This window comes from Phyllobacterium sp. LjRoot231, from assembly GCF_964253365.1.
GTDB lineage: Bacteria > Pseudomonadota > Alphaproteobacteria > Rhizobiales > Rhizobiaceae > Phyllobacterium.
The window spans coordinates 437956-460283 of sequence record NZ_CAXUQT020000002.1 but is presented as its reverse complement, the minus strand read 5'-3'; the positions used below and the strand labels follow the sequence as shown (position 1 = coordinate 460283).

Annotated in this window: 19 protein-coding genes; 11 read left to right on the top strand and 8 right to left on the bottom strand. The window is 54.5% G+C overall.

The window, feature by feature from the left end:
* Window positions 1-554 precede the first annotated feature (554 nt).
* From ACSQ3H_RS25740 to ACSQ3H_RS25725, 4 genes are all read left to right on the top strand, one after another.
* Window positions 555-3728, top strand: a complete 3174-nt coding sequence (locus tag ACSQ3H_RS25740) for an efflux RND transporter permease subunit (protein ID WP_436119947.1) — start codon at window positions 555-557, stop codon at window positions 3726-3728.
* Between the two features lie 164 nt (window positions 3729-3892).
* Window positions 3893-4972 carry an efflux RND transporter periplasmic adaptor subunit gene (locus ACSQ3H_RS25735; protein ID WP_436119946.1) on the top strand — a complete coding sequence of 360 codons (1080 nt, stop codon included), beginning with the start codon at window positions 3893-3895 and terminating at the stop codon, window positions 4970-4972.
* A gap of 41 nt (window positions 4973-5013) precedes the next feature.
* The gene (locus ACSQ3H_RS25730) at window positions 5014-5565 is read left to right on the top strand and encodes a DUF3455 domain-containing protein (RefSeq protein WP_436119945.1); all 552 of its coding nucleotides are present in this window, start codon (window positions 5014-5016) and stop codon (window positions 5563-5565) included.
* Between the two features lie 368 nt (window positions 5566-5933).
* Window positions 5934-6197, top strand: coding sequence for a hypothetical protein (locus ACSQ3H_RS25725; RefSeq protein WP_436119944.1), 264 nt, complete (start codon window positions 5934-5936; stop codon window positions 6195-6197).
* Between the two features lie 150 nt (window positions 6198-6347).
* Here ACSQ3H_RS25725 and ACSQ3H_RS25720 read toward each other — a convergent pair whose 3' ends face one another.
* The 3 genes from ACSQ3H_RS25720 to ACSQ3H_RS25710 form a co-directional block, all read right to left on the bottom strand.
* Window positions 6348-6716 (bottom strand): response regulator transcription factor, encoded by a 369-nt coding sequence (locus tag ACSQ3H_RS25720; RefSeq protein ID WP_436119943.1) that lies wholly within the window; start codon window positions 6714-6716, stop codon window positions 6348-6350.
* 101 nt (window positions 6717-6817) lie between these two features.
* Window positions 6818-7447 carry a response regulator transcription factor gene (locus ACSQ3H_RS25715; protein ID WP_436119942.1) on the bottom strand — a complete coding sequence of 210 codons (630 nt, stop codon included), beginning with the start codon at window positions 7445-7447 and terminating at the stop codon, window positions 6818-6820.
* Window positions 7447-8958, bottom strand: coding sequence for a sensor histidine kinase (locus ACSQ3H_RS25710; RefSeq protein ID WP_436119941.1), 1512 nt, complete (start codon window positions 8956-8958; stop codon window positions 7447-7449). The genes ACSQ3H_RS25715 and ACSQ3H_RS25710 overlap by 1 nt, the downstream gene beginning before the upstream one ends.
* 276 nt (window positions 8959-9234) lie before the next feature.
* Here ACSQ3H_RS25710 and ACSQ3H_RS25705 point away from each other — a divergent pair, with 276 nt between their 5' ends.
* The 7 genes from ACSQ3H_RS25705 (at window position 9235) to ACSQ3H_RS25675 (ending at window position 17419) form a co-directional block, all read left to right on the top strand.
* The gene (locus ACSQ3H_RS25705; protein ID WP_436119940.1) at window positions 9235-9801 is read left to right on the top strand and encodes a Dps family protein; all 567 of its coding nucleotides are present in this window, start codon (window positions 9235-9237) and stop codon (window positions 9799-9801) included.
* A 4-nt stretch (window positions 9802-9805) separates the two neighbouring features.
* Window positions 9806-11029: an oxalate decarboxylase family bicupin gene (locus ACSQ3H_RS25700; RefSeq protein ID WP_436119939.1), complete on the top strand. Its 1224-nt coding sequence runs from the start codon at window positions 9806-9808 to the stop codon at window positions 11027-11029.
* A gap of 96 nt (window positions 11030-11125) precedes the next feature.
* On the top strand, window positions 11126-11950 hold the full coding sequence (locus ACSQ3H_RS25695; RefSeq protein ID WP_436119938.1) for a formate/nitrite transporter family protein: 825 nt from the start codon (window positions 11126-11128) through the stop codon (window positions 11948-11950).
* 36 nt (window positions 11951-11986) lie between these two features.
* The gene (locus ACSQ3H_RS25690) at window positions 11987-14293 is read left to right on the top strand and encodes an FdhF/YdeP family oxidoreductase (protein ID WP_436119937.1); all 2307 of its coding nucleotides are present in this window, start codon (window positions 11987-11989) and stop codon (window positions 14291-14293) included.
* A gap of 69 nt (window positions 14294-14362) precedes the next feature.
* Window positions 14363-14869 (top strand): DUF305 domain-containing protein, encoded by a 507-nt coding sequence (locus ACSQ3H_RS25685; protein WP_436119936.1) that lies wholly within the window; start codon window positions 14363-14365, stop codon window positions 14867-14869.
* A gap of 8 nt (window positions 14870-14877) precedes the next feature.
* The gene (locus ACSQ3H_RS25680) at window positions 14878-16341 is read left to right on the top strand and encodes a YncE family protein (protein ID WP_436119935.1); all 1464 of its coding nucleotides are present in this window, start codon (window positions 14878-14880) and stop codon (window positions 16339-16341) included.
* Between the two features lie 49 nt (window positions 16342-16390).
* Window positions 16391-17419, top strand: coding sequence for a DUF6880 family protein (locus ACSQ3H_RS25675; protein ID WP_436119934.1), 1029 nt, complete (start codon window positions 16391-16393; stop codon window positions 17417-17419).
* A 102-nt stretch (window positions 17420-17521) separates the two neighbouring features.
* Here the strand turns inward: ACSQ3H_RS25675 and ACSQ3H_RS25670 are convergent, their stop codons facing one another.
* The 5 genes from ACSQ3H_RS25670 to ACSQ3H_RS25650 all read right to left on the bottom strand — a co-directional run bounded on the left by ACSQ3H_RS25670 (window position 17522) and on the right by ACSQ3H_RS25650 (window position 22120).
* Window positions 17522-18526 (bottom strand): GlxA family transcriptional regulator, encoded by a 1005-nt coding sequence (locus ACSQ3H_RS25670; protein ID WP_436120007.1) that lies wholly within the window; start codon window positions 18524-18526, stop codon window positions 17522-17524.
* A 69-nt stretch (window positions 18527-18595) separates the two neighbouring features.
* The gene (locus ACSQ3H_RS25665; protein ID WP_436120006.1) at window positions 18596-18916 is read right to left on the bottom strand and encodes a winged helix-turn-helix transcriptional regulator; all 321 of its coding nucleotides are present in this window, start codon (window positions 18914-18916) and stop codon (window positions 18596-18598) included.
* A 102-nt stretch (window positions 18917-19018) separates the two neighbouring features.
* Entirely contained in the window at window positions 19019-20581 is a 1563-nt protein-coding gene (locus ACSQ3H_RS25660; protein WP_436119933.1) for a DHA2 family efflux MFS transporter permease subunit, read from the bottom strand.
* Complete coding sequence (locus tag ACSQ3H_RS25655) at window positions 20565-21071, bottom strand: isoprenylcysteine carboxyl methyltransferase family protein (protein WP_436119932.1); 507 nt, start codon at window positions 21069-21071, stop codon at window positions 20565-20567. The genes ACSQ3H_RS25660 and ACSQ3H_RS25655 overlap by 17 nt, the downstream gene beginning before the upstream one ends.
* On the bottom strand, window positions 21068-22120 hold the full coding sequence (locus ACSQ3H_RS25650; RefSeq protein WP_436119931.1) for a type III polyketide synthase: 1053 nt from the start codon (window positions 22118-22120) through the stop codon (window positions 21068-21070). Before ACSQ3H_RS25650 ends, ACSQ3H_RS25655 begins: the two co-directional genes overlap by 4 nt.
* Window positions 22121-22328: the final 208 nt, after the last annotated feature.

Below are 22328 nucleotides of genomic sequence, written 5' to 3'. Positions count from 1 at the left end.
CGGAGACCCCTTACCCAGGCCTCCCGCATGCCCGCCGCGTCCTTCTTGATGGCCCAACGCCGTCGTCATTATCCTGCGCCTTTCGGTTAGATGGGTTCGTTGCAAGGCTCTGCATCAGTTTGTTGTGATCGATCTGTGACAAGTATTGCTACGCTCAGAGCTGGTTGCCGGTGGCAATTTTGCAGAAAACCAGTTCAGGCCGGCACATTCAAAGCTTACGCCTCTCCGTTCTGGCGATACTAACAGTCAATCTGGATTGCGAACACCCAAACCAAAGTATGAGTCTATCAGACGAGCGCATTATTCCCGTCCACATCTGTATGATGGAGCATTCTTCCCTGCCTCGTTAACCTACAGCTGACTGCTAATGCGCCGAAGAATCTTAACGATGTCGACCAGAGCCTTATTCGCCGACAGACTCCTCATTCTTCTTGCATTTGCCAGTTGCCGTCTTGATTACGCCTCTTGCGGACAGAACCGCTCAGGCCGAACAAATGATGGGTGGAACTCTTCCGCCCTCACTCTTCCTGCACAACAGGGGTTTCGGAATAGATATGGGTATAGTTCGGTTCGCACTGCGGTTTCCGCATACGTTCTATGTATTAGCCGCCTTAATACTTTTTCTGGGCGGAGTCGCAAGTTATGAGATGCGAACGGACGTCTTTCCGGAAATCAATATTCCGGTCGTAACAGTGATCTGGAGCTATGGCGGTCTTAGCACGCCCGAGATGGAGCAGCGGGTCACCACCTATAGCCAGTATGCAATCAGCTCCAACGTTAATGGCATCAAGGATATCGAAGCGCAGACGTTAGGCGGACTGTCGATTCAGAAAATCTATTTTCAGCAGGACGTGAATCTTGACCTCGCAATTGCGCAGATTGTGTCGGCAACGAACGCCATCCGTGCACTTTTGCCAGCAGGAATTCAGGCACCGCTTGTGGTGCAATTCAACGCCTCGAGTGTGCCAGTCCTGCAGATCAGCCTGAGTTCCGATACCCTTAACGAGCAACAGCTCTACGACTATGGCATCTATCGGATTCGCCAACAACTGGCGCCGATTCCCGGTGTTACGCTACCCACCCCCGTTGGGGGGAAATATCGGCAAATCATGGTCGACCTCGACCCGTCGAAGCTGCTTGCCAAAGGTCTCACCCCACTCGACGTCGTCAATGCAGTCAACACACAAAATCTGACCCTACCGTCAGGCACGGCCAAAATCGGCAATACCCAATACGTTGTGCGCACGAACGCGACGCCGGCGACCATCGATGAGCTCAACGACATTCCCGTCAAAGTGGTCAACGGAGCTACGGTTTTCGTGAAAGACGTCGGTCAGGTTCATGATGGCTGGCTTGTTCAACAAAACGTGGTTCGTCAAGACGGCCGCCGCTCAGTGCTTCTGAGTGTCATCAAGAATGGCAATGCTTCGACGCTGGAAGTGGTTAATGCGGTCCGGCGTGCCCTGGTTACTGCTCGCGCGTCGGCGCCTCCCGGTATGGAGATCAAGGAGATTTTTGATCAGTCGGTATTCGTCAAGCAATCCATTGCGGGTGTGCTTCGCGAAGGCGCCATCGCGGCCGCTCTTACCGCCCTGATGATCCTGCTGTTTCTAGGATCGTGGCGATCGACATTGGTCGTCATGATAACGATACCGCTTGCGATCCTTTCGTCGGTCGTAGCGCTGTATTTCCTCGGCGAAACGCTGAACACGATGACGCTCGGCGGCCTTGCGCTCGCAGTCGGCATTCTCGTCGACGATTCTACGGTAACGATCGAGAACACCCATCGATTGCTCACGGAAGAAGGACAATCGCTGCCGCAGGCGACACTGCACGGAGCGGCAGGTATCGCTGTGCCGACATTGGTGTCTACGCTCGCGATCAGTTGCGTCTTCACGTCAGTCGTCTTTCTCGAGGGACCGGCCAAATATCTTTTCACACCGCTCGGGCTCGCCGTCGTGTTCGCCATGCTCGCGTCCTATGGGCTTTCCAGGACGCTCACTCCGATTTCCATCGGTTTGTTGCTCAAGAACGAAAGGCACGGTACGTCGAAAGGTTGGTTCTCCCGGTTCCATGCCCGGTTCGAGCATGGTTTCGAGGCGATGCGCGTCCGCTATGTCGGACTGCTGACGTTGCTGCTTACACGACGGTTGATCATGCCCGTCGTCGCAATGCTGGTTCTTGCGCTTGGAACGACCTTACTGATTTTCGTCGGTCGTGACTTTTATCCTGCGATCGATGGAGGCCAGATTCAACTTCATATCCGCGCACCCGCTGGTACGCGGATAGAGGCGACGGAGCGGATTTTCCAGCAAGTTGAAGACAAAATCCGCGAGATCGTTCCCGACAGCGATCGACAGCTCGTCATCGACAATATCGGGCTGCCCGCCCGTGCGTATAACCTGGCGTTCACCGATGGGTCGACCATCGGGGTAAATGACGGCGTGATCCTCGTCGCCCTGAAACCCGGCCACGCGCCTACGGCCGACTATGTGCGCAAGTTGCGTTCAGCGCTACCGGAAGCCTTTCCAAACGTCCTGTTCTACTTCCAGTCGGCCGACATCGTCACACAGATTCTCAATTTTGGTCTCCCCGCACAAATCGACGTCCGCACTGTCGGATACGACCGGGCCACAAACCTGCGGGTGGCAACGGAGCTCCAGCGACGCATCGCTGCCATTCCGGGCATCGTGGATGCCCACCTCCAACAGGAAGTTAACGCGCCGGCGTTCGACACTACCATCGATCGCACGCGCGCAGCGCAACTCGGCCTCAATGCAGACACCATCGCCACGAACATCAATGTTAGCCTGAGTTCTTCCGAACAGGTCTCGCCCAATTTCTGGACTGATCCAACGACCGGTATTCCGTACTATCTGGCTGTTCAGACACCTGAATCAAAAATCAGTTCACTGAACGACCTCGGCAATACTCCTGTGTCCTCAACCATATCCACAGCCGGCGCTCAGATACCAGGACTGCTCAGCAATGTCGCAACATTCAAGCGGAGCGGCATCGCAACCAACAGTAACCAGGCGAACATCCAGCCTCTTTATGAAGTCTTCGCAAGCGTTCAGGGCCGCGATCTCGGGAGCGTTTCCAACCAGATCAACGCGATAGTGACGGATATGCAAAAGCAGCTTTCTCCCGGCAACTCCATTCAGGTCGCTGGCCAGATCCAGAGCATGAACGACGCTTTCTGGGATCTTGGCATCGGTCTCCTGTTCGCGGCGGTGTTCGTTTATATGTTGATGGTCGTGAACTACCAGAATTTCGGTGATCCGTTCGTCGTCATCCTGGCGTTGCCTGCAACCCTGTGCGGCATCCTGGTCATGCTCTTTGTCACGGGAACAACCCTTAATGTGCCATCCCTTATGGGGGCGATCATGGCCGTCGGTGTTGCCTCGGCCAACTCCATTTTGCTCGTAACCTTCGCCAGAGAGCAGCAATTAACGGGCAAGCCGGCGTTCCAGGCGGCGATCGACGCCGGTCATACGCGCATCAGGCCTGTGCTAATGACTGCAGCAGCGATGATTGTTGGCATGATCCCGATGGCCATAGGTGGCCCCGGCGAGGAGCAGAATGCCGCGCTGGCGCGCGCTGTCATCGGAGGTCTCCTGTTTGCAACTCCCACGACGCTCCTTTTCGTGCCCTACCTGTTTGCGATGCTTCGCAGGGGGCAGGACGGCAAGGCGGCCCACGGCGTATTCAACGAGGAACTAGCATGAAACCCTTAGAACCGTCGGATCGGCGCATCGACCAGATCTATAATCCACAACCGCAAGTGTCGCGCAGTTGGGGAGGCTGGCTTGTTGGGCTTGGCACGCTGCTCGTGCTTGTCGCGCTGCTTTGTTTCGGTGCGTGGGGATATCATTCGCGGGCGGAGGCGGTTATGGCCACTGCCGTTCAGCTCCGCGATTTCGTGCCATCTGTGCACGTCGCCGAGATAAAGCCGAGTACCGACACCGTAAACGTTAGTCTCCCGGCGACCACCGCAGCCTTCGACGACGTCGAAATCTTTGCACGAGCCAGCGGCTATATCGAACAACGTGAAGTTGATATCGGAGATCATGTAAAGAAAGGCCAATTGCTCGCCAAGATCGCCGTGCCGGAACTCGATGACCAAATCCTGGAAGCCCAAGCCACGTTGGGGCAACTTCAGGCGGCTTTGAAGCAGGCGCAGGCTAATTCTGACCTCGCACAGGTCACATGGGATCGCGACAAACCGCTGGTCTCCAAAGGCTGGATTACGCAGCAGCAGGGTACCATTGATGTGCAGACCCTAAAGGCGCAACAGGCGACGGTGGGCGTCGCGCAGGCAAATGTGAAGGCTCAGCAAGATCAACTAGAGGTGCTGAGCCAGCAACAACTCTATCAGCAGGTCGTCGCGCCCTTTGATGGCATCATTACCCAGCGTAACATTGACAAGGGTAGCCTTGTGCAGGCCGACACGACCAGCGGCACTTTCATGTTCTCCATCATGCAGGGAGACGTGATCCGTACGCAAGTCTTCGTGCCACAGGACGAAGCATTCGGGGTTAGCCCCGGTGACAAAGCCAATATCGAGGTTCCCGAGATTCCGGGCCGTATTTTTTCCGGGACGGTAACGCGAATAGCCGATTCATTGCAGCCTGGGACCCGCACTTTGCTGACTGAAATCGACGTGCCCAATCCTGATGGTCTCCTCACGCCAGGAATCTACTGCACCGTCCAGCTTCAAATTCCGCGCAAGACGCCAAGCCTGTCTGTGCCCGCTGACGCCCTCATCTTCAACGCAAACGGATTGCAGGTGGCCGTCGTTGAGAATGGCATTGTTCACATAAGAAAAATATCTGTGGCGAGAGATCTGGGAACGACCATCGAAGTTAAGGACGGCCTCAAGCAAGGTGACAAGGTCGTTCGTAACCCGCCAGTGCAACTGGTGGAAGGTAGTAAAGTCCGCGTCAACGCCGAAACCGTCGCACCAGCTTGATCAGGAGTCCGGCTCGCTCGATGACAATCGCGGAGAAGAATATGCAGAAGCCCAAGAGAAACGGTTTAGTCGGACGTCACCTCAAATCTGGCTTTTGCACAGCATTGGTAGCCATGACCGCTGCCGTTTTGCTTTTCGCTCCCACCGCTCATGCGGCTGAAGTTCCGGTAGGCTTTGACACGGATGGATTGACGGTTGTTGCGAATGTTCATGCCGAAGGTGTTCAGGTGTATGAGTGCAAGGGAGATCTTGAAGGAAAAACACACTGGCAATTTCGCGAGCCCCTTGCGACGCTCATTCAAGATGGGGTCACCGTTGGCCGGCATTTCAGCGGTCCATCATGGGAGTTTACCGATGGAAGCAGTGTTATCGGCAAAGTCGTGGCCGAGGCGCCGGGTGCGACGAAGGATGACATCCCTTTATTAGTGTTGCGGGTCGTGAAGCGGCGTGGTGACGGCGTTCTGGCGCACGTTACCACTGTACAACGGCTGGATACGCACGGCGGCATTTATTCGGGTCGTTGCGGGACTGAGGGAGCAGTTCATGTTGAACCCTACTCTGCACAATATGTTTTCCTCACCGGCCGTCGTTGAGTCGACGGTCTGCTTGCGGTACAATCGCAGTAATCTTATGTTTAAATATGCAATACATACGATTTAAATTTCCAAAAGTTGGTAATAAATTTATGTTATCATGCAATACATCAACTTATTGTGAATATTTTTATGGCTTTAATGAGTTATGTTTGTCAAAATATGTTCTACTCGAACGCATTGTGGCAAAATAAGTAACGTAAATATTATTTTTTGTTAATTGGACTTGTTTTCCATACTCTATATTATAGATTTGCGGACCGGGAACCGCCGGCGGTGGAGTTATATATCCAGCGTGACGCGACGGAACTGGACGGTCCAATAAAAGGAGGGCGTCAACTCGCCCTCAATCCTTTGGAGACACCAAAATGCGCTCTTTGATCTTTAGAACTGCAATCGCTGCCCTCTTCATCTCCACTCCGTTCGCTACCGCTTATGCCGCTTCGGGCGGTTCACACGGCTCCCACGACTCCGGCGGATCGCGCGCCTCCCATGAGGGGACATCCGTTAGCAATGCTCGTCAGAATTTCAACCGTGTAGAACTTGATGACGAGTCGAATGCGGGCACCACCAACCCGTCCTACCTCTTCGGGAGCCGCATGGATACGCATTCCATGTTTCACCTGAATTAAGTGAGGTATGGCACCAGTTAGGTGCGAAATCGCTCCCGGTACGTCCGGGGGCGATTTCGAGCTTGATATTCAGATACACGTATCGGTGCGTACGTTGTCACGGCACCTATGTGGTGGCCATGGCACGAGGGTTTCTTCGGTTGGTATGAATTACACAGCCAGAGCGTGCTCGATACAATCGATCATTGCCTGACTTTCAAAAGGCTTGCTGAAAAAGCCCTTAGCGCCTGCCGCCATCACCCGCTTGTGTATTCGTTCATCCTCAAAAGCCGTGATGAAAATAACCGGTATAGCGACACCAATTTTGCGCAGGATGTGGAACAATTCCACCCCACCCATTCCGTCCATTTGCACGTCGGTTATCAGGCAGTCGATTTCGATAAGATTCCTCTGCGCAAGGAATGATTCGGCAGAAGCAAAAGTATAAACATTGAGCCCATGCGAGCTGATGAGATTGTCCATGGCATCGCGCAGCGACGCGTCGTCCTCGACGACGGCTATGGATTTCGAATGGAACACCAGCAACCTTTTATAACGGTACTAAAAACCTGTAACTATCTGTGAGTTACATGCACCATCGAGAGACTGGATGATATCATACTGAGGTTTAGGTTCCGGCATTACTTGTTTAAGACAGGCCGAAGCGCCTCGTAGGCCTTGACGAGTTCGGCAAGGGTTCGCACACCCATTTTTTCCATCAGATGGCCGCGATGAATTTTTACAGTTATCTCGCTCACACCGAGCTTCCCCGCAATTTGCTTGTTCATCAGGCCGCTCGTCACCAGGGCGATTACCTCGCGCTCTCGAGTCGTCAGGCTTTCGTACCGCGTCATCAGCGCAGACAGTTCGCCATCGCTGGCCCGGCGGGTTCGGTCAAGGGCCAATGCATTTGAGACCGCATCAAGCATGTCCTGGTCGCGGAACGGTTTGGTGAGGAAGTCGATGGCGCCTGCCTTCATCGCCCGCACCGACATAGGGACATCACCGTGGCCCGTCATGAAGATGATGGGGATATTGTTGCCAAGGTTCGCGAGCTGGTTCTGGAAGTCGAGGCCGCTGACCCCCGGCAGTCGAATATCGAGGACAAGGCAACTTTCAGCGGTAACCTTGGCAGGGCGGGCAAGGAGTTCCGAAGTGGAGCCGAACAGCTCCACACGCATGCCGACCGATTCGAAAAGATTGCCTAGTGCTTCTCGCAAGTGTGCATCATCGTCAACCACAAAGACAATCGGCGTTGTGAACTCGGCCATCACCCGACCTCCTTGATAAATGGAATTGTGAATTCGAACGTAGTGCCTGCCCCCAGTTCGGAAGTTGCACTTATGCTCCCGCCGTGCGCGGTCAAAATTGAACGACATATCGACAAGCCCATACCCATTCCGTCGGGCTTCGTCGTATAAAACGGGTCAAACAGCTTATCGCGGACTTCAGGAGGAATGCCAGGACCCGTGTCATGGATTTTCAGCACGATGGCGCTTTCCTCTGCCAACGACTTCACCAGGAGCTCTCGCCTTCCGCCCGGGGCATGCGCCATCGCTTGAATGGCGTTCAAAAGCAGATTCAGAACGACTTGCTGCAGTTGTACCCTGTCCCCACTGATCTCCGGGAGTTGGTCTGCAAGATCAAATCTTAGAGTCACCTGATTGACATCAATTTCGCGTTGCAGCAGCGCGACTGTTTCCTCAGCGACCTCATTCAGATTAACGTTCACCGGGTTCGGAGACGACTTCACCGATAGCCCACGCAAATGCTTGATGACGTCGCTGGCGCGGGTAGCGTCGGCGACCATGCTCTCCATCGAAAACTGAACTTTTTTCAGATCGGGCACTTCCCTTCTGAGCCAGCGCAAGCCGGCTCCTCCGTTGGTGACCACGGCGGCTAAAGGCTGATTCAGTTCATGAGCGATCGATACCGTTAATTCTCCAAGAGTTGCCACGCGAGCGACATGCGCCAACTGACTTCGCGCCGCATCAAGTTCGTTCTCTGCTTCTCTTCTTGCCGTAACATCCAATATGCTGATCAAGACCATGTCGAGAGCTGGGCGATCGAGCGGTACAGCAACATTATAAAGAAAAATGAGTTGGCGGCCCTCCGAAGTTTTTATCGTCGTTTCGGCTTCATAGCTGTGGTTTCCAGCCCAGATTGACGCAAGAAACTTCCATACTTTCCCTTCCATTTCCGCACTAATGAGTGCCGGCAGCAGCATTTCCAGCGTGCCGATATTTGGGACGTTGAACATGTTCAGAGCGGTATTGTTGGCATTGGTCAGCTTGATCAATTTTAGCGCTTTGCGGACGAACCCAGGATCGAGGCTTTCAATACCCTCGATGCTTTGCACACCATCAGACTTATATTTGTCGATGGCAGTTTTTAGACCTGTAAAGTCCATCTGGAGGATTCCAACACCGGTGGCCAGAAAAATGGAGCGGTAACGCTGCTCGCTATCGGCCAAAATGCCGATCGCCGCCTTTACCCTGAAAGCAAGAAAAGTTGTTATTCCGATAGCAGCAAGGCTGACGAAGCAGCGTCCAATGGAGTCAGCCGGCAGTTCCACTCCATGCGACAGCAAAAAACTGAGGAGCGTCAGTCCCATGCAGCCAGCACCAATCGCTACAAGCTCAATTTGGTTGGCGAAATTGAGCGAAAGCAACACTACGACCACGTAGAGAACCGCAATGGCAATGTCAAAGGTCGTCAGTGTATCCAGCATGAAAACCGCCACAGCAATGACTGCTGCAGCGATTGGTAAAAATCTTGCCATGCAATTATCCCCAATAGTCAACTGGATTGGCTATAAACAGATCGGCTGCAAGGCACAATCTTAAGTAGCATAATCTCTTCCGTTTCCGGCAACCGCCGCGGTATTGCTGCTCGCCTCACTCACGCTAACACCCAAGCCGGCGGCAAATATCTGATCCTCCTATACTCAAGTATAACTTAATCGAAACGAGTATCCAATGTCTCCATGGGAAGGCATGGCATAGGCTCGATATAACAACCAGCCGTGATACTCCGTGGAGCATGAAAGGATCGTTGAATGAGCCTGTCAATCTATACAAGTCACCGTGTCAGGTCGCTTTTTCCAGGCGACGCCGTCGCCGAGGTTTCGGCGGCCCTGACGACCCTCCTTGCGGATACATTTGCGCTTTATCTCAAGACGAAGAGTTTCCATTGGCACATGGCCGCACCGGGTTTTGGTGGCTTCCAGCCGATGCTTGACGAGCAAGCCGAGCAAATACTTTCGATCACGGATATCATCGCGGAACGTATACGCGAGCTCGGAGGCACCTCGCTGCATTCCATTGGTCACATCGGACGGCTGCAGAGGCTTGCCGACAACGATGCCGATTTCCTTACGCCCGCCGAGATGTTGACCGAACTCGCCAGCGACAACAGACAAATCGCTTCTTTCTTGCGCTCCACCCGCGATGTTTGCGACGTGCACCGGGACTTTGAGACGGCTAACTATTTCGAGACCTGGATTGACGAGGCCGAAGGCCGGACGTGGTTCCTGATTGAAGCATGGCGCGCGCATGTCAGAACCATCCTGCCAACGGGTGTGACAACGCGGGTGCCAAACACAATGATACTATCGAAAGGCTGATAAGATGAATGCATTTAGCCGTCGTGAAGCGCTCGTGACACTGTCTGCAGGTGGCCTGGTCGCCGCCGCGGGGTCGACGAGCTATGCCGCAGACCTGCCCCAACCGCGCCGCCCAGGAGCAGGCGGCGATGATCCTGGACCACGCAACGTGGATCGGGACATCCAAAATCCGGATATCCTCAATCAGCCGATTACCGATGCCGGCACCTTGCCAAATCTGCGCTTCTCATTTGCCGATGCGCCTATGAAGCAATATCCGGCCGGCTGGACCCGCCAAATTACGAAACGGGAACTCGGAATTTCCAAGAGCATAGCCGGCGTCGATATGCGGCTGAATGCTGGAGGTGTTCGGGAATTGCACTGGCACAAGGAAGGCGAATGGGCTTACATTCTCTATGGGAATGCCAGGGTTACTGCTGTAGATCCCGAAGGCAAGAATTTTGTTGGTGATCTCGGTCCAGGTGACATCTGGTATTTTCCATCCGGCACACCGCATTCCATTCAGGGGCTTGGACCGGACGGCTGCGAATTTATCCTCGTTTTCGATGATGGAGGTTTCGACGAGGACAGCACGTTCCTGTTGAGCGACTGGTTCAAGCACGTACCAAAAAGTGTCCTCGCCAAAAATTTCGGCGTGCCTGTAGCAAGCTTCGATAAGCTGCCGTCTCCTGACGACCGTTACATTTTCAATCTCCCGATTCCAGGCAGCCTGGACAGTGACGAGATCGCTGGCGCGACGGCAGTCCCAAATGGTTTCGTGCATCGAATGAGTTCTCAGGTTCCGATCAAAACCAGCGGGGGCACCGTCCGCATTACCGACTCCAAGAACTTCCCCGCGTCAAAAACGATTGCCGCCGCGCTTGTGGAAATCGAACCGGGCGGCATGCGGGAGTTGCACTGGCACCCAAATACCGACGAATGGCAATACTACATTCAAGGTGTTGGACGAATGGGTGTGTTTGCAGCAAACGGCCACTCCAGGACATTTGATTTCGCAGCCGGAGACGTCGGCTATGTGCCCTTCGCCATGGGACATTACGTTGAAAACACTGGTGATAAACCACTCGTGTTTCTCGAGATGTTCAAAAGCGACCACTATGCGGATGTGTCTCTCAACCAGTGGCTGGCACTAACCCCACCAGAACTCGTCTCCGGACATTTGAATTTCGATAGAGCGACTATGAAGGCTTTGAAAACAACCAAGCAGCCAGTCGTGAGTTCGACCTAGCACGAATTGCGTCTCCCACGACCAGTCAGCGTTGCGGAACGGCAGCGCTGGGATCGCATTTACTTGACGCGGATTTCGATCCCATAGGGAACTGCCATGTACGAAGAAACAATCAATAAGCTCTCTGAGTCGGGCAGGTCCAAGTCCGCAATGCTTAAGGGTAGCCCGCTTGCCTTCTTGGTTGGTTCGGCCATGGCGGGTGCATATATCGGCTTTGGCGACATCATCATGTTCACGGTGGGCGCACATGCAGACCCTTCATGGGCTCATCTTGTAATGGGCACTGTTTTCGCCTCGGCACTGACGATCGTCATTTTCGCCGGCTCCGAACTTTTCACCGGTATGACCATGTATATGCCGCTTGCGCTTCTCAGCGGTAAAGCAAGTTCGCTCGATGTCTTCCGCGTCTGGGCACTTTGCTGGTTGGGCAATCTTGCTGGAGCTTTCATACTTGCTGTGCTTTTCAAACTTGGCGGCGGAGGTGTTCTACTCGGCGACGGCAGTTCGACATTCTTCGCGGCAGTTACCGCTAAAATTAATGCCCCGGCCTACGAACTTTTTGCCAGAGGCATCCTATGCAATTGGCTGGTTTGCCTTGCTATCTGGATGTCTTATCGAACCGACAACGATGCCGCAAAAGTCTTTTTGATTTTTTGGCCGATCATGATTTTCGTTGCTGCAGGTTTCGAGCACAGCGTGGCAAATATGTTCGCCTTTTCGTTGGCGCTCCTCGGCCCCCATCCTGCAACCATTAGTGTATACGGAGCTTTGCACAATCTGGTGCCGGTCACATTGGGCAACATTGTTGGGGGCGCGATCATGGTGGCCTTCGGATATTGGGTGCAATTTGCAGGCAATGTACAAGCGGCTTCCCCCCATCCTGGACGCCGGACCATCCCGCCGGCCAACAGGATAGGCTGAGACATACCCTATCAACATAGTTGGACAGGATTTGACGTGGCCAGGAAAAGACCCGACGGAATTGAAAAATATGATGCACCTGCCGGAGGCTGGGGCGCATTGAAGGCGGTGGCGGAAAGCCTTTCGCGACAGCAGGTCGTCGCACAAGGAGCCGCCACACTCTTGAAGGCAAACCAACCCGATGGTTTCGACTGTCCTGGCTGCGCCTGGCCCGATCCGAAGCACACGTCTTCGTTTGAGTTTTGTGAGAATGGTGCCAAGGCCGTCACGTGGGAATCCACCGCCAAACGCCTGACGCCGTCGTTCTTTGCATCTCACACCGTCTCAGAATTGTGGGATTGGCATGATCATGACCTCGAAAACCAGGGGCGACTAACACATCCGCTGATCTATGATGCGACCGTAGACAGATACGTAGAAATTGAATGGGACGACGCGTGCCGGACGATCGCCGAAGCATTGAATGCGCTCCCCGACCCGAACATGGCGGAATTCTACACCTCTGGCAGAGCCTCAAATGAAGCCGCTTTCCTTTTTCAACTGTTCGTGAGGGCTTACGGGACAAACAATTTTCCCGACTGTTCCAATATGTGCCACGAAGCGACGAGCGTGGGGTTGCCTCAATCGATCGGCGTCGGCAAAGGCACTGTCACACTTGAAGACTTCGATTATGCCGATGCGATCTTCAGTTTCGGACACAACCCCGGTACGAATCACCCGCGCATGATGACGACACTGCGTGAAGCCGCAAAGCGAGGCGTTCCGATAGTGGTCTTCAATCCGCTAAAGGAGCGGGCGCTTGAACGGTTTGCGTCGCCCCAGAGTGCCGTCGAGATGGCAACTCTGACATCCACAGAGATAGCCTCTGCCTATCATCAGGTGCGTCCCGGTGGTGATGTTGCCGTGCTGAAGGGAATGATGAAGCGGATTTTCCAGCGCGATAGAGAAGATATGGACAGTGGGGGCAACGGTCTGCTGGACCGCAGTTTTATCGCCGAACACACGGATGGCATCGAGACTCTGCGAACAGACATCGATGAAACGACCTGGGATCAGATCGAGACGATCTCCGGGCTCACGCGGGCGGCGATTGAAGGTGCCGGTGACGTTTACCTGAAGGCTAAGAACGTCATTCTCTGTTACGGGATGGGTATCACGCAGCACAGAAATGGTACGTCCAACGTTCAGCAAATCGCCAATTTTCTGATGTTGCGCGGGAACATCGGGCGTCAGGGAGCCGGCATCTGCCCATTGCGGGGCCATTCCAATGTTCAGGGGGACCGCACCGTGGGTGTCACTGAAGCGCCCAACGCTGCATTGCTTGATGGCATGGAACGCGCCTTCGGCTTTCGCCCGGTCGCCGACAAGGGCCACAACGCTGTAGAAGCTATCGAGGCTATCAGCGAAGGCCGTTCAAAGGCGCTGATCTGTCTCGGTGGCAATCTTGCTGTGGCAATGTCGGACCCTGACATCACTTTCGCAGGCATGCGGAAGCTGGACCTGGCGGTGCACCTTACCACCAAGCTCAACCGCTCCCATCTGCTGACGGCGAGAACGTCGATTATATTGCCGGTCCTTGGCCGCACAGACCTCGATGTTCAGGCGGCGGGTCCACAATCGGTCACGGTGGAAGACTCAATGTCGATGGTTCATGCATCGCGAGGCTTTTTGAAGCCGCCAAGCGACTCGGTCCGCTCGGAGCCAGCTGTGATCGCCGGCATGGCAAAAGCCACGCTTGGCAGCCGGCATGGCATTGAGTGGGACGCAATGATCGAAAACTACGACAGGATTCGCGACAAGATTGAAGTGGTCTTTCCGGATTTCCATGATTTCAACGACAGGATAAGGCGCCCCGGTGGATTTCGTCTAAGCGTGCCAGCTTCCGACCGTGATTGGCGCACGCCGGACAAGAAAGCCCAGTTTCTGGTCGCCGAAGGCCTTCACGAAGATCCGCAAGTTTCGGATCCTGATCTTCTCACATTGACGACCATTCGCAGTCACGATCAGTACAATACGACGATCTACGGCATGGATGATCGTTACAGGGGCGTGTTCGGACGACGCGACGTCATCTTTCTCAATGCCGCCGATCTCGCCCGAAGAGGGCTCTCCGACGGCGATACACTTGACGTCGAAGCAGCCAGAAATCCTGCTGAAGTCGATGATCGCCCACGGCTCGTCCGCCGTCTTACTGCGGTCGCGTACAATATCCCAAGCGGATCGGCTGCCGGATATTATCCTGAAATGAACGGCTTGATCGCCTTGTCACACTATGACCGTCGTTCAGGAACCCCTGGATTCAAGTCGATTCCCATCCGCATCAGGCTCGCGACACCAAATTAAGTATCAGCTCTCTACTGGCAGCAGCCATAGCATTTGAAGCACCGCCAGATCACAATTGGAGTTCGACAGATGTTCCATCGCTATGCCATGCGCCGAAGTACATTCTGTCTAGCAGGCGCGCTCATCATTGCCTGCTCGCAGGTCGCCTCTGCGCACGATCCGTCGCACGCAGCTCATGCCAAAGGAACTCCAACGCAATCGAATCTCGCTGATGAGGCACCGTTTCTAACCGAGAACGATGCCGCAATGACCAAGATGATGTCCGACATGACCGTCAAACCGACCGGCGACGTCGACCGAGATTTCGTCGCGATGATGGTGCCGCATCATCAGGGTGCTATCGACATGGCCCTGGCTGTCCTTCGCTACGGCCACAACGAGCAGCTTAAGCGACTTGCCCAGGAAATCATTGTCACACAGCAGCAGGAAATTGCTGCGATGCGCCTTGCGGTCGGCGAGCCCCTTCCTGCTTCAACCCCCTCGCCCACTCAACCCGAGGCGACCCCGGCATCCGCCGATCGGTCGAAACCTCATGACTCGACGATGATGATGTCCCCCGACATGAACATGAAATAGGATACAAGATGAAATCCCGAATTTTCATAGTGACACTCCTCGCCAGCTCGGTTCTTGCCAGTTCTTCAATCGCTTTCGCCGGTCAGGCTCCTGGACTCGCATCGAGCCCGGATATCCCGATAAGCCATCACGATCGCGTTTATGCAGCAGAACAGTTTTCCAACACCGTTTCAGTGACTGATCCAGTTGACAACAAGCTCCTCGGCGTTATCAGGCTTGGTGATCCGCAACCGGGTAACTTCAGCCCGCTTTACCGTGGTCAAGTCCTTGTCCATGGCATGGGCTTTTCACCCGACCACAAGACGCTGGCGGTTGTTTCCATCGGCTCCAATTCCGTAAGTTTCATCGATACGGCCACCAATGCTGTCAAGCATATCACCTATGTCGGACGTGCACCCCACGAAGCTTTCTTTACGCCAGACGGTAATGAGGTCTGGGCAACGGTGCGCGGTGAGGACTATATCGCGGTGCTTGATGCCCACACATTCGAGGAGAAAACCCGTATCAAGGTTCCGGCCGGACCTGGAATGCAGATATTTTCTCCTGATGGCAAGTACGGCTATGTCTGCTCATCCTTCAATCCCGAGACAGTGGTTATTTCGCTGGCCGATCATCAGATTATCGGTCATGTAAAACAGGAGAGTCCGTTCTGTCCCAACATCGCAGCCACCCCCGACGGTAGCCAGGTGTGGTTCACGCTGAAGGACACTGGGAAGACGCAAGTTTTCGAGGCGAAACCGCCATTCAATCTTCTCAAGACACTGGATACCGGCCCGGTCACCAATCATGTCAACATTGTCCGCAATGCCAAGGGCATGTTCGCCTATGTGACCGTCGGCGGCATCAATCAGGTAAAAGTGTTCCGCACCGATACATTCGAGCAGGTGGCAACGATACCTGTCGGCAATCTTCCACACGGCGTCTGGCCGTCCGGGGATGGAACGCGAGTGTATATCGGGCTTGAAAACGCTGACGCTCTGGCTGCAATTGACACGCTGACTAACAAGGTAATCGCGACGGTGCCAATCGGACAAGCTCCGCAGGCGCTGACCTATGTTCCTGGCGCCGTACCAGAAGGAAACGGAACCGGTAATCTTCAACCGCTTGGCATTTCCGGACAGGCCGCGCATTTAACCTTGGCCCCTAAAGCGAAAGGCAAGTCGGAAGACAGAAAGCCGACCAGCGTATCGCTCTTCGATCAAGGACTTTCCCAAGTTCTGCAGGCTTCGGTCACAGGACTCGAACCCAAACATTCCTATGTCCTCGCGCTGGCATCGCGAAAAGACGGCAGCGGGACACTGGTGGCGCTGGCAACCTTCACGACCAACCCGGCAGGCTCGGCGATCGTAAACGCCGTCGGTCCGATCCGCCAGCTGGTGCAGTCGGGGCAAGATGTCCCGCGTCGTTATCTGGTGATCGTCGACGGTACATCCGATAAACCCGGCAAGCCGATACAAGTGCAATCCCTTTGAAGCGCCGCCCGCATGCGAAGCGTCCATGTGCCTGCCAAAGGGAATTTCCATGTCCCGTTTTACTCGTACAGCCGCCATGGCTGCCTTCGTCAGTTTTGGGCTTGCTGGCCACGCCTTCAGCGCCTTGCAGCACAACGATTATGGCCAGTACGACACTCTGATAGACGTGTTAACCCCCGCCCTCGGCGTGGAGGGTCTCGACCACTTGAAAATGCTATTTGTGGAATTGACAAAACAGGCCGAGGGCAATCTGCCTGGAACTGACGGCCGAAGCGATGCAAGAGCATCCTATGAGGATATCCTCAATCTCCGAAAACGCGATCGAACCATACGAACAGCTCTGGAACAGATCGCCGATGCTCAAGGAGATGTAGACGCATTCATCGCACAGCAGGATGTGCAAGCGAAATCAGAACCAGCGGTCGCCGCAGAGATTGCCCGCAGGTTGGTGGCCTCCGGGCGACCGGACGAAGCGCTGGACGCCCTTAACAAGGCCGACCTCACAGACAGCCACCCAGTCCCTTTCGAATGGGACGCCGCGTACACGGAAGTACTGGAAGCTCTGGGACGCAAAGATGACGCCCAGGAATTTCGGTGGCAGTCTTTTGAACGAATGCTTAATGCCGATCATCTGCGGGCATTTCTGAAATGCCTGCCGGATTTCGACGACATGGAGGCGGAAGAGAAGGCGCTTGCGTACGTGTATCACTATCCGGATGCCCACCGCGCCTTGGCATTCCTGTTGTCGTGGCCAGCGCTGGATCATGCGGCGAGGCTTGCGATTTCGCGAGCGGCAAAACTTGATGGCGACCGTTATGAATTCCTGACATCCGCAGTCGAGGCGCTGCGGGACAAACACCCCCTGGCATCAGTCATCATGCTGCGCGCAATGATCGACTTCGCGCTCGACCGCGCACGGACTGCCCGATATAAGCACGCGGCCCGTAATTTAGCTGAAGCCAAGCGGCTTTCAGCGGAGATCAAAGATCGCAACCCCATCAATTCTCATGAAGACTATGTCGCGGACCTTAGATCCAGGCACAGGAGCAAAACCGGGTTTTGGAAGATTGCAGTTTAAAAATCCACACAAAGTCGATGTAAGCGTGCGTGATGGTGTTCCCACTTAACTGCAACCGTCCAAACGTACGTCATGAAACACCATCCTGGTTTGGTATAATAATTAAGGCCGAGAAGCGCGCTGCGTCCTGGGCAACGCCTCACCTTCCCGTGCGAAAGCCCTGTTCAGTGTTTTGGTGCCCAAAAGTCCGCAAGCGACGGCAATTTCGGTGAAATTCAGATCAGTCTCGAGAAGCAACTGCTTTGCCTTTCGTACCCTGAGTTGATCCCGCACTCTCAAAGGTGACTTTCCGAGTTCTTCCCTGAAGATTCTCTCCATCTGTCTGCGCGTTGTTCCTATACGCCGGGCAACGTCTGCCATGCTGATGGGATCTTCCATCGTGCTTTCAAAAACCCGCAGCGCTTGCTTGACAACCCGGTTTGACACCCCCGAAAAAATGAGCGCTGGTTGCTCATTTGTCCGTCGTTCGAATGGGATCATCAATATTGAGGCGCATTTTCTCGCGAGTTCTTCACCAAATTCAGCGGCAATGATTTCCAGACCAAGATACGCCGAGCCCATTCCCCCGGCGCAGGTATAGTGTCTGCCGTTCGCCCGGTAGAGGCTGATCGAATCCGCCGAAAACTCCGTAAATTCTACTCCGAACTCTTCCGTATGAAGCCAGCTGACACAACACTGGTTTTCCGGCAGGACGTCCGCCTCTGCCAGCGCAAAAGTACCCGTGCAAAGCCCGATAAGGCGTATTTGCCTTTTGTTGATCTTCCGGAGCAGATCCAGAAGCGCTGCTGGCGCTTTCTTGTGCGGACTGATTAATCCTCCAACGACAACGACATAATCACATTCCAAAATGGAGCCAAGCACCGCCGTTGGCTCGACAAACATCCCGGTGCTCGATTGCACGCTGGTTCCTGAAAGAGTGGTTATGTCCCAGCTGCATCTGATCTGACGGCTTTGGTCCTTTTCATCGGCGGCAAGCCGCAAGCAATCAAGAAAGAGGCTCAGAGCCGAGAGGGTAAACTGCGGAAGCAGTATTATCCCGAACCTTAATTTCTTTGTGGGAGTTCTAATTTCCACGCCGTCTCCCCGGGTTTTTCTGCGCCCAAGAATACCTTGGCTTGAGTACTATTATCCAGTGCCGATCTGCTCAGGAATAGCCCAATGGCGGATACCGGGCCATTATTGCGAAGGCTCGCGCTGTTCTGCCCATTTCAGCAGAGCATCGAGCGCCGGGCACAGGGCCTGCCCCCAATCGGTGAGGCAATATTCCACCTTTGGCGGGACCTGGTGGTGCACGATGCGCCGCACAATTCCATCTGCCTCCATCTGACGCAATTGCTGGATCAACATCTTCTGGGAGGCGGCGGGGATTGCACGTTCCAGATCCGAAAAGCGCAGGACGTTTCCTCCGAACAGGTGAAACAGGATTACCAGCTTCCAGCGACCTTCGAGGGGCAGCGGCGATCTATGAAACCAAGCCACTTTCTCTCCGGTCGAAATCTTTAGATGCTGTTCATTCCCACTGGAGGCAACGGTATGGGGACACCTGCTCCCATCGGAGCGATACATTGACTGGTATCGCGAAACCTCGAGCCAATAGCATCAATGATTCACGGGTGAAGCCTTCGGTGGAAGCTGGTAGGCCAACATGATGATCAGCAGAGGTATCAAAGTTATCAGCGCTATCATGGCCCATGCATCATTGATGGATTGGACCATCGCCGCCCTTGCAACCATTGGGCTGAAAATGCTCTGAGCAATCGCATCGAATTTGCTCGGCATATGCGCGACAACCTCACTAGCTGGCATTCCGATAAATCTTTCCGTCCGTTGATCGCCCGCCAGCAAACCGTTGGCAATTGCGATGCCGTGCGTTGTTGATCGCGTGTAAATTACCGTGTCAATCAGCGCCAGACCTATTGCGCCGCCAAGATTGCGCATCAGATTGAATAAGCCGCTGGCATCCGGAACCCGCTCATCTTGAAGATTACCAAGAGCAAGGCGCGTCGGCGGGAGCAGACAAAACATTATGGCCAGACCTCGGATGACTTGAGGCCAGAACATTCCGGCAGCATCGGTTTGCGGCGTTTGAAACGCGCTGCACCCGAGGCCAATTGCGAACAACAGAAAGCCTATGGTTGACAATAATCTCGCTTCAACCCGTTGTTCCAGCATGACGGCAAGGGGCGCGATCATCAGTTGCACAATGCCACCCACAAGCATTATCTCGCCTATTCGCAACGCGTTGTGGCCCCTGACGAACGCCAGGAAAACGGGCATGAGATATACCGACCCGAACAGACCGAATCCCAGAACGAAACTCAGAGCGCAGCCAATCGTAAAATTTCGGTCCTTGAAGTTATGCAAATCGACTATGGGGGTGAGCGACGTCCATGTTCGCCGGGTAAAGGCTGCCAGCATAACCGCACTGAACGCCGAAAGTGACAGAACGACGGGGCCCAGCCAGCCACGTTGCGGCGCTTCTTTCAATGCGATCTCCAAGGCGGCAAGACCCATCGCCATCATTGCCAGCGATTGAAAATCAATCGAACGGAAATACTTGAGTTCCAGTGGCTGGCGCGGAAGCAGCAAAGCTGCCAGTGAAGCCGCAACCAAGCCAGGGACCACATTGATTAGAAAGAGCCAGTGCCATGAATAGGTCTCGGTTATCCATCCCCCGATGATTGGTCCGACAGTCGGAGCCATGACTGCGACGACACCAGCGACGGTTGTAGCAATGCTTTGGCGTCGCTGGGCAAACAGCAGGAAAACTGCTGAGAAAACCAGCGGGATCAAGGTCCCACCCGCAAACCCTTGCAAGACGCGCCAGCACAGCAGGGCATTGAAACTATCGCTTTGTGCACATCCGACGGAAGCAGCGGTAAACAGGAAGGTGCCAGATACAAAAAGCCAACGCATACTGAGCAAGCGGGTCAAGAAGCCCGTCAGCGGGATCGCAACGATTTCGGCGATCAAATAGGCAGTCTGAACCCAGCTCATTTGATCTGGATTGATTCCCAAAGCACCCTGGATTGTTGGGAGCGAGGTGGCGACAATCTGGACGTCCAGAATGGCCATGAACATCCCGATGCACATTGCGAAAAAGCCCAGCCAAGTCGAAAAACCTGGCAACCGCGCTTCGCCTGCATCAGGGCTTTGCATCATGGCGCAACTCCGAAAGCGCGGAATTTTCTTCCCGAATCCTTACCGCCAGAACGAAGGCATTCAGCGCGGAGAATGCGAGAGCATACCATACAAGCCCAAAGCACAAGGGCAGCACCGCGATCTCTCCGATCACGACGACATAATTCGGATGCGAAAGGAAGCGGTAGGGCCCCGTTCTTACTAGAGGGCTTCCCGGCAAAACGATGATACGCGTGGTCCAGCGCTTGCCCAACGTCCCAATCACCCAGAACCGCAAGCCTTGAAGCAATATGAAAACGGCAAGCCATCCCGGTTCAATCGGCTTATCCCAGGCAAAAATCCACAAGCCGACAAGCCAGGCAGCATGCAGCGCCACGATGAACACATAATGACCTGGCGCAGCCTCATATGCTCCCTTCGCCAGCAGGGCTTTGGTGTTACGTCTGGCGAGCAAGAGTTCGCCAAGACGTTCGATAGTGACGAGAGCGAGAAGCATCGAAGCCGCGATCATGCGGCTCTCTTGAGTGAAACACAGCTGACGCTGAAGCCCGGGCCCATCGCCGTCAGCAACGTGCGGGATGGTAAACCCGCCTCAACGACGCGGTCCAGAACGAACAGTGCCGTAGGGGCCGACATATTTCCATATTTGGATAACACATCGCGTTCATGGTCCAAGCTGCCTTGACCAAGGGAAAGCGCAGTCTCCAGCGCAGTCACGACTTTGGCTCCGCCGGGATGACAGGCAAATCTATCGATATCCGCAAGTTCAAGATCCACGCGCCCGAGGATTCCGGAAATTGCCGGGGCGATGCGCTCTTCGGCAAAAGGCGGGATATCGCGATCGAAAATGACGCCGAGACCCTGTTTGTCAACGCTCCAACCCATTATGTCCAGCGTGTCAGGCCAAGTATGTTGGCCGGACATCTCGACGCCGGCAATTCCCTCATTTGCAACTTTGAGGACGCACGCCGCCGCTCCATCCCCGAAAAGTGCACTGGCAACGATATTGGCTTTTGTCAGTTGATCCAACCGGAACGCCAATGTGCAGAGTTCGACAGCGACCAGAAGGACGACGGTTCCAGGTCTTGACGTTGCAAGTCGGGAGGCAATGGAGAACCCGGATACACCGCCCGCACAGCCCAAGCCAAATACGGGCACTCGTTCGATATTATCGCGAAATCCCATTTGTTGAGCCACGCGGGCTTCCAGACTTGGAGTGGCGATACCCGTTGACGAAACTGTCACGACCGTATCGACGTCTTTTCCCCTGATGCCTGCCTTCTCCAAGGCGTCATTGGCCGCCGAGGAGAACAAACTGCACGCTCCCTCAATATAAGCGGCATTTCTTTCAGGCCACCCCAAAGGTTCCAGATACCATTCTAGTGGTTGGACAGCGTAGCGCGTGCGAATGCCTGAACTGTCAAAGACTTTCGCCAAACGATCAAAGTCTTTGAATCGGGCGGAAAAAGCCTGATGTGCGGCGGCGGCAGCGTCACGTTGCTGAATGATGTGGGCGGGCACTGCTGTGCCGATTGATATCAGTTTCACGGATTGAGACATCGACACTCCTTGGGGACATTGCCACTGCTATCGACGTGGCACAAGTGCTGCCACGAGGACCTTGCAGGACACATCTGTTCGACAACACTTGAACTGGTATCAATATTCGGGGGAATAATTATACCACTTGGGACTCGATATTCGGCGAAACCTGGCCTGACGCAGGCGATACGAGTTCCCGTTGCGGGGAGCTCGGTTTTGACGTGTC

Coding starts and splice junctions, on each gene's coding strand:
- ACSQ3H_RS25740 (WP_436119947.1), top strand. CDS start 555: ATGGGTATAGTTCGGTTCGCACTGCGGTTTCCGCATACGTTCTATGTA.
- ACSQ3H_RS25735 (WP_436119946.1), top strand. CDS start 3,893: ATGGCCACTGCCGTTCAGCTCCGCGATTTCGTGCCATCTGTGCACGTC.
- ACSQ3H_RS25730 (WP_436119945.1), top strand. CDS start 5,014: ATGCAGAAGCCCAAGAGAAACGGTTTAGTCGGACGTCACCTCAAATCT.
- ACSQ3H_RS25725 (WP_436119944.1), top strand. CDS start 5,934: ATGCGCTCTTTGATCTTTAGAACTGCAATCGCTGCCCTCTTCATCTCC.
- ACSQ3H_RS25715 (WP_436119942.1), bottom strand. CDS start 7,447: ATGGCCGAGTTCACAACGCCGATTGTCTTTGTGGTTGACGATGATGCA.
- ACSQ3H_RS25710 (WP_436119941.1), bottom strand. CDS start 8,958: ATGGCAAGATTTTTACCAATCGCTGCAGCAGTCATTGCTGTGGCGGTT.
- ACSQ3H_RS25705 (WP_436119940.1), top strand. CDS start 9,235: ATGAGCCTGTCAATCTATACAAGTCACCGTGTCAGGTCGCTTTTTCCA.
- ACSQ3H_RS25700 (WP_436119939.1), top strand. CDS start 9,806: ATGAATGCATTTAGCCGTCGTGAAGCGCTCGTGACACTGTCTGCAGGT.
- ACSQ3H_RS25695 (WP_436119938.1), top strand. CDS start 11,126: ATGTACGAAGAAACAATCAATAAGCTCTCTGAGTCGGGCAGGTCCAAG.
- ACSQ3H_RS25685 (WP_436119936.1), top strand. CDS start 14,363: ATGTTCCATCGCTATGCCATGCGCCGAAGTACATTCTGTCTAGCAGGC.
- ACSQ3H_RS25680 (WP_436119935.1), top strand. CDS start 14,878: ATGAAATCCCGAATTTTCATAGTGACACTCCTCGCCAGCTCGGTTCTT.
- ACSQ3H_RS25675 (WP_436119934.1), top strand. CDS start 16,391: ATGTCCCGTTTTACTCGTACAGCCGCCATGGCTGCCTTCGTCAGTTTT.
- ACSQ3H_RS25660 (WP_436119933.1), bottom strand. CDS start 20,581: ATGATGCAAAGCCCTGATGCAGGCGAAGCGCGGTTGCCAGGTTTTTCG.
- ACSQ3H_RS25655 (WP_436119932.1), bottom strand. CDS start 21,071: ATGATCGCGGCTTCGATGCTTCTCGCTCTCGTCACTATCGAACGTCTT.
- ACSQ3H_RS25650 (WP_436119931.1), bottom strand. CDS start 22,120: ATGTCTCAATCCGTGAAACTGATATCAATCGGCACAGCAGTGCCCGCC.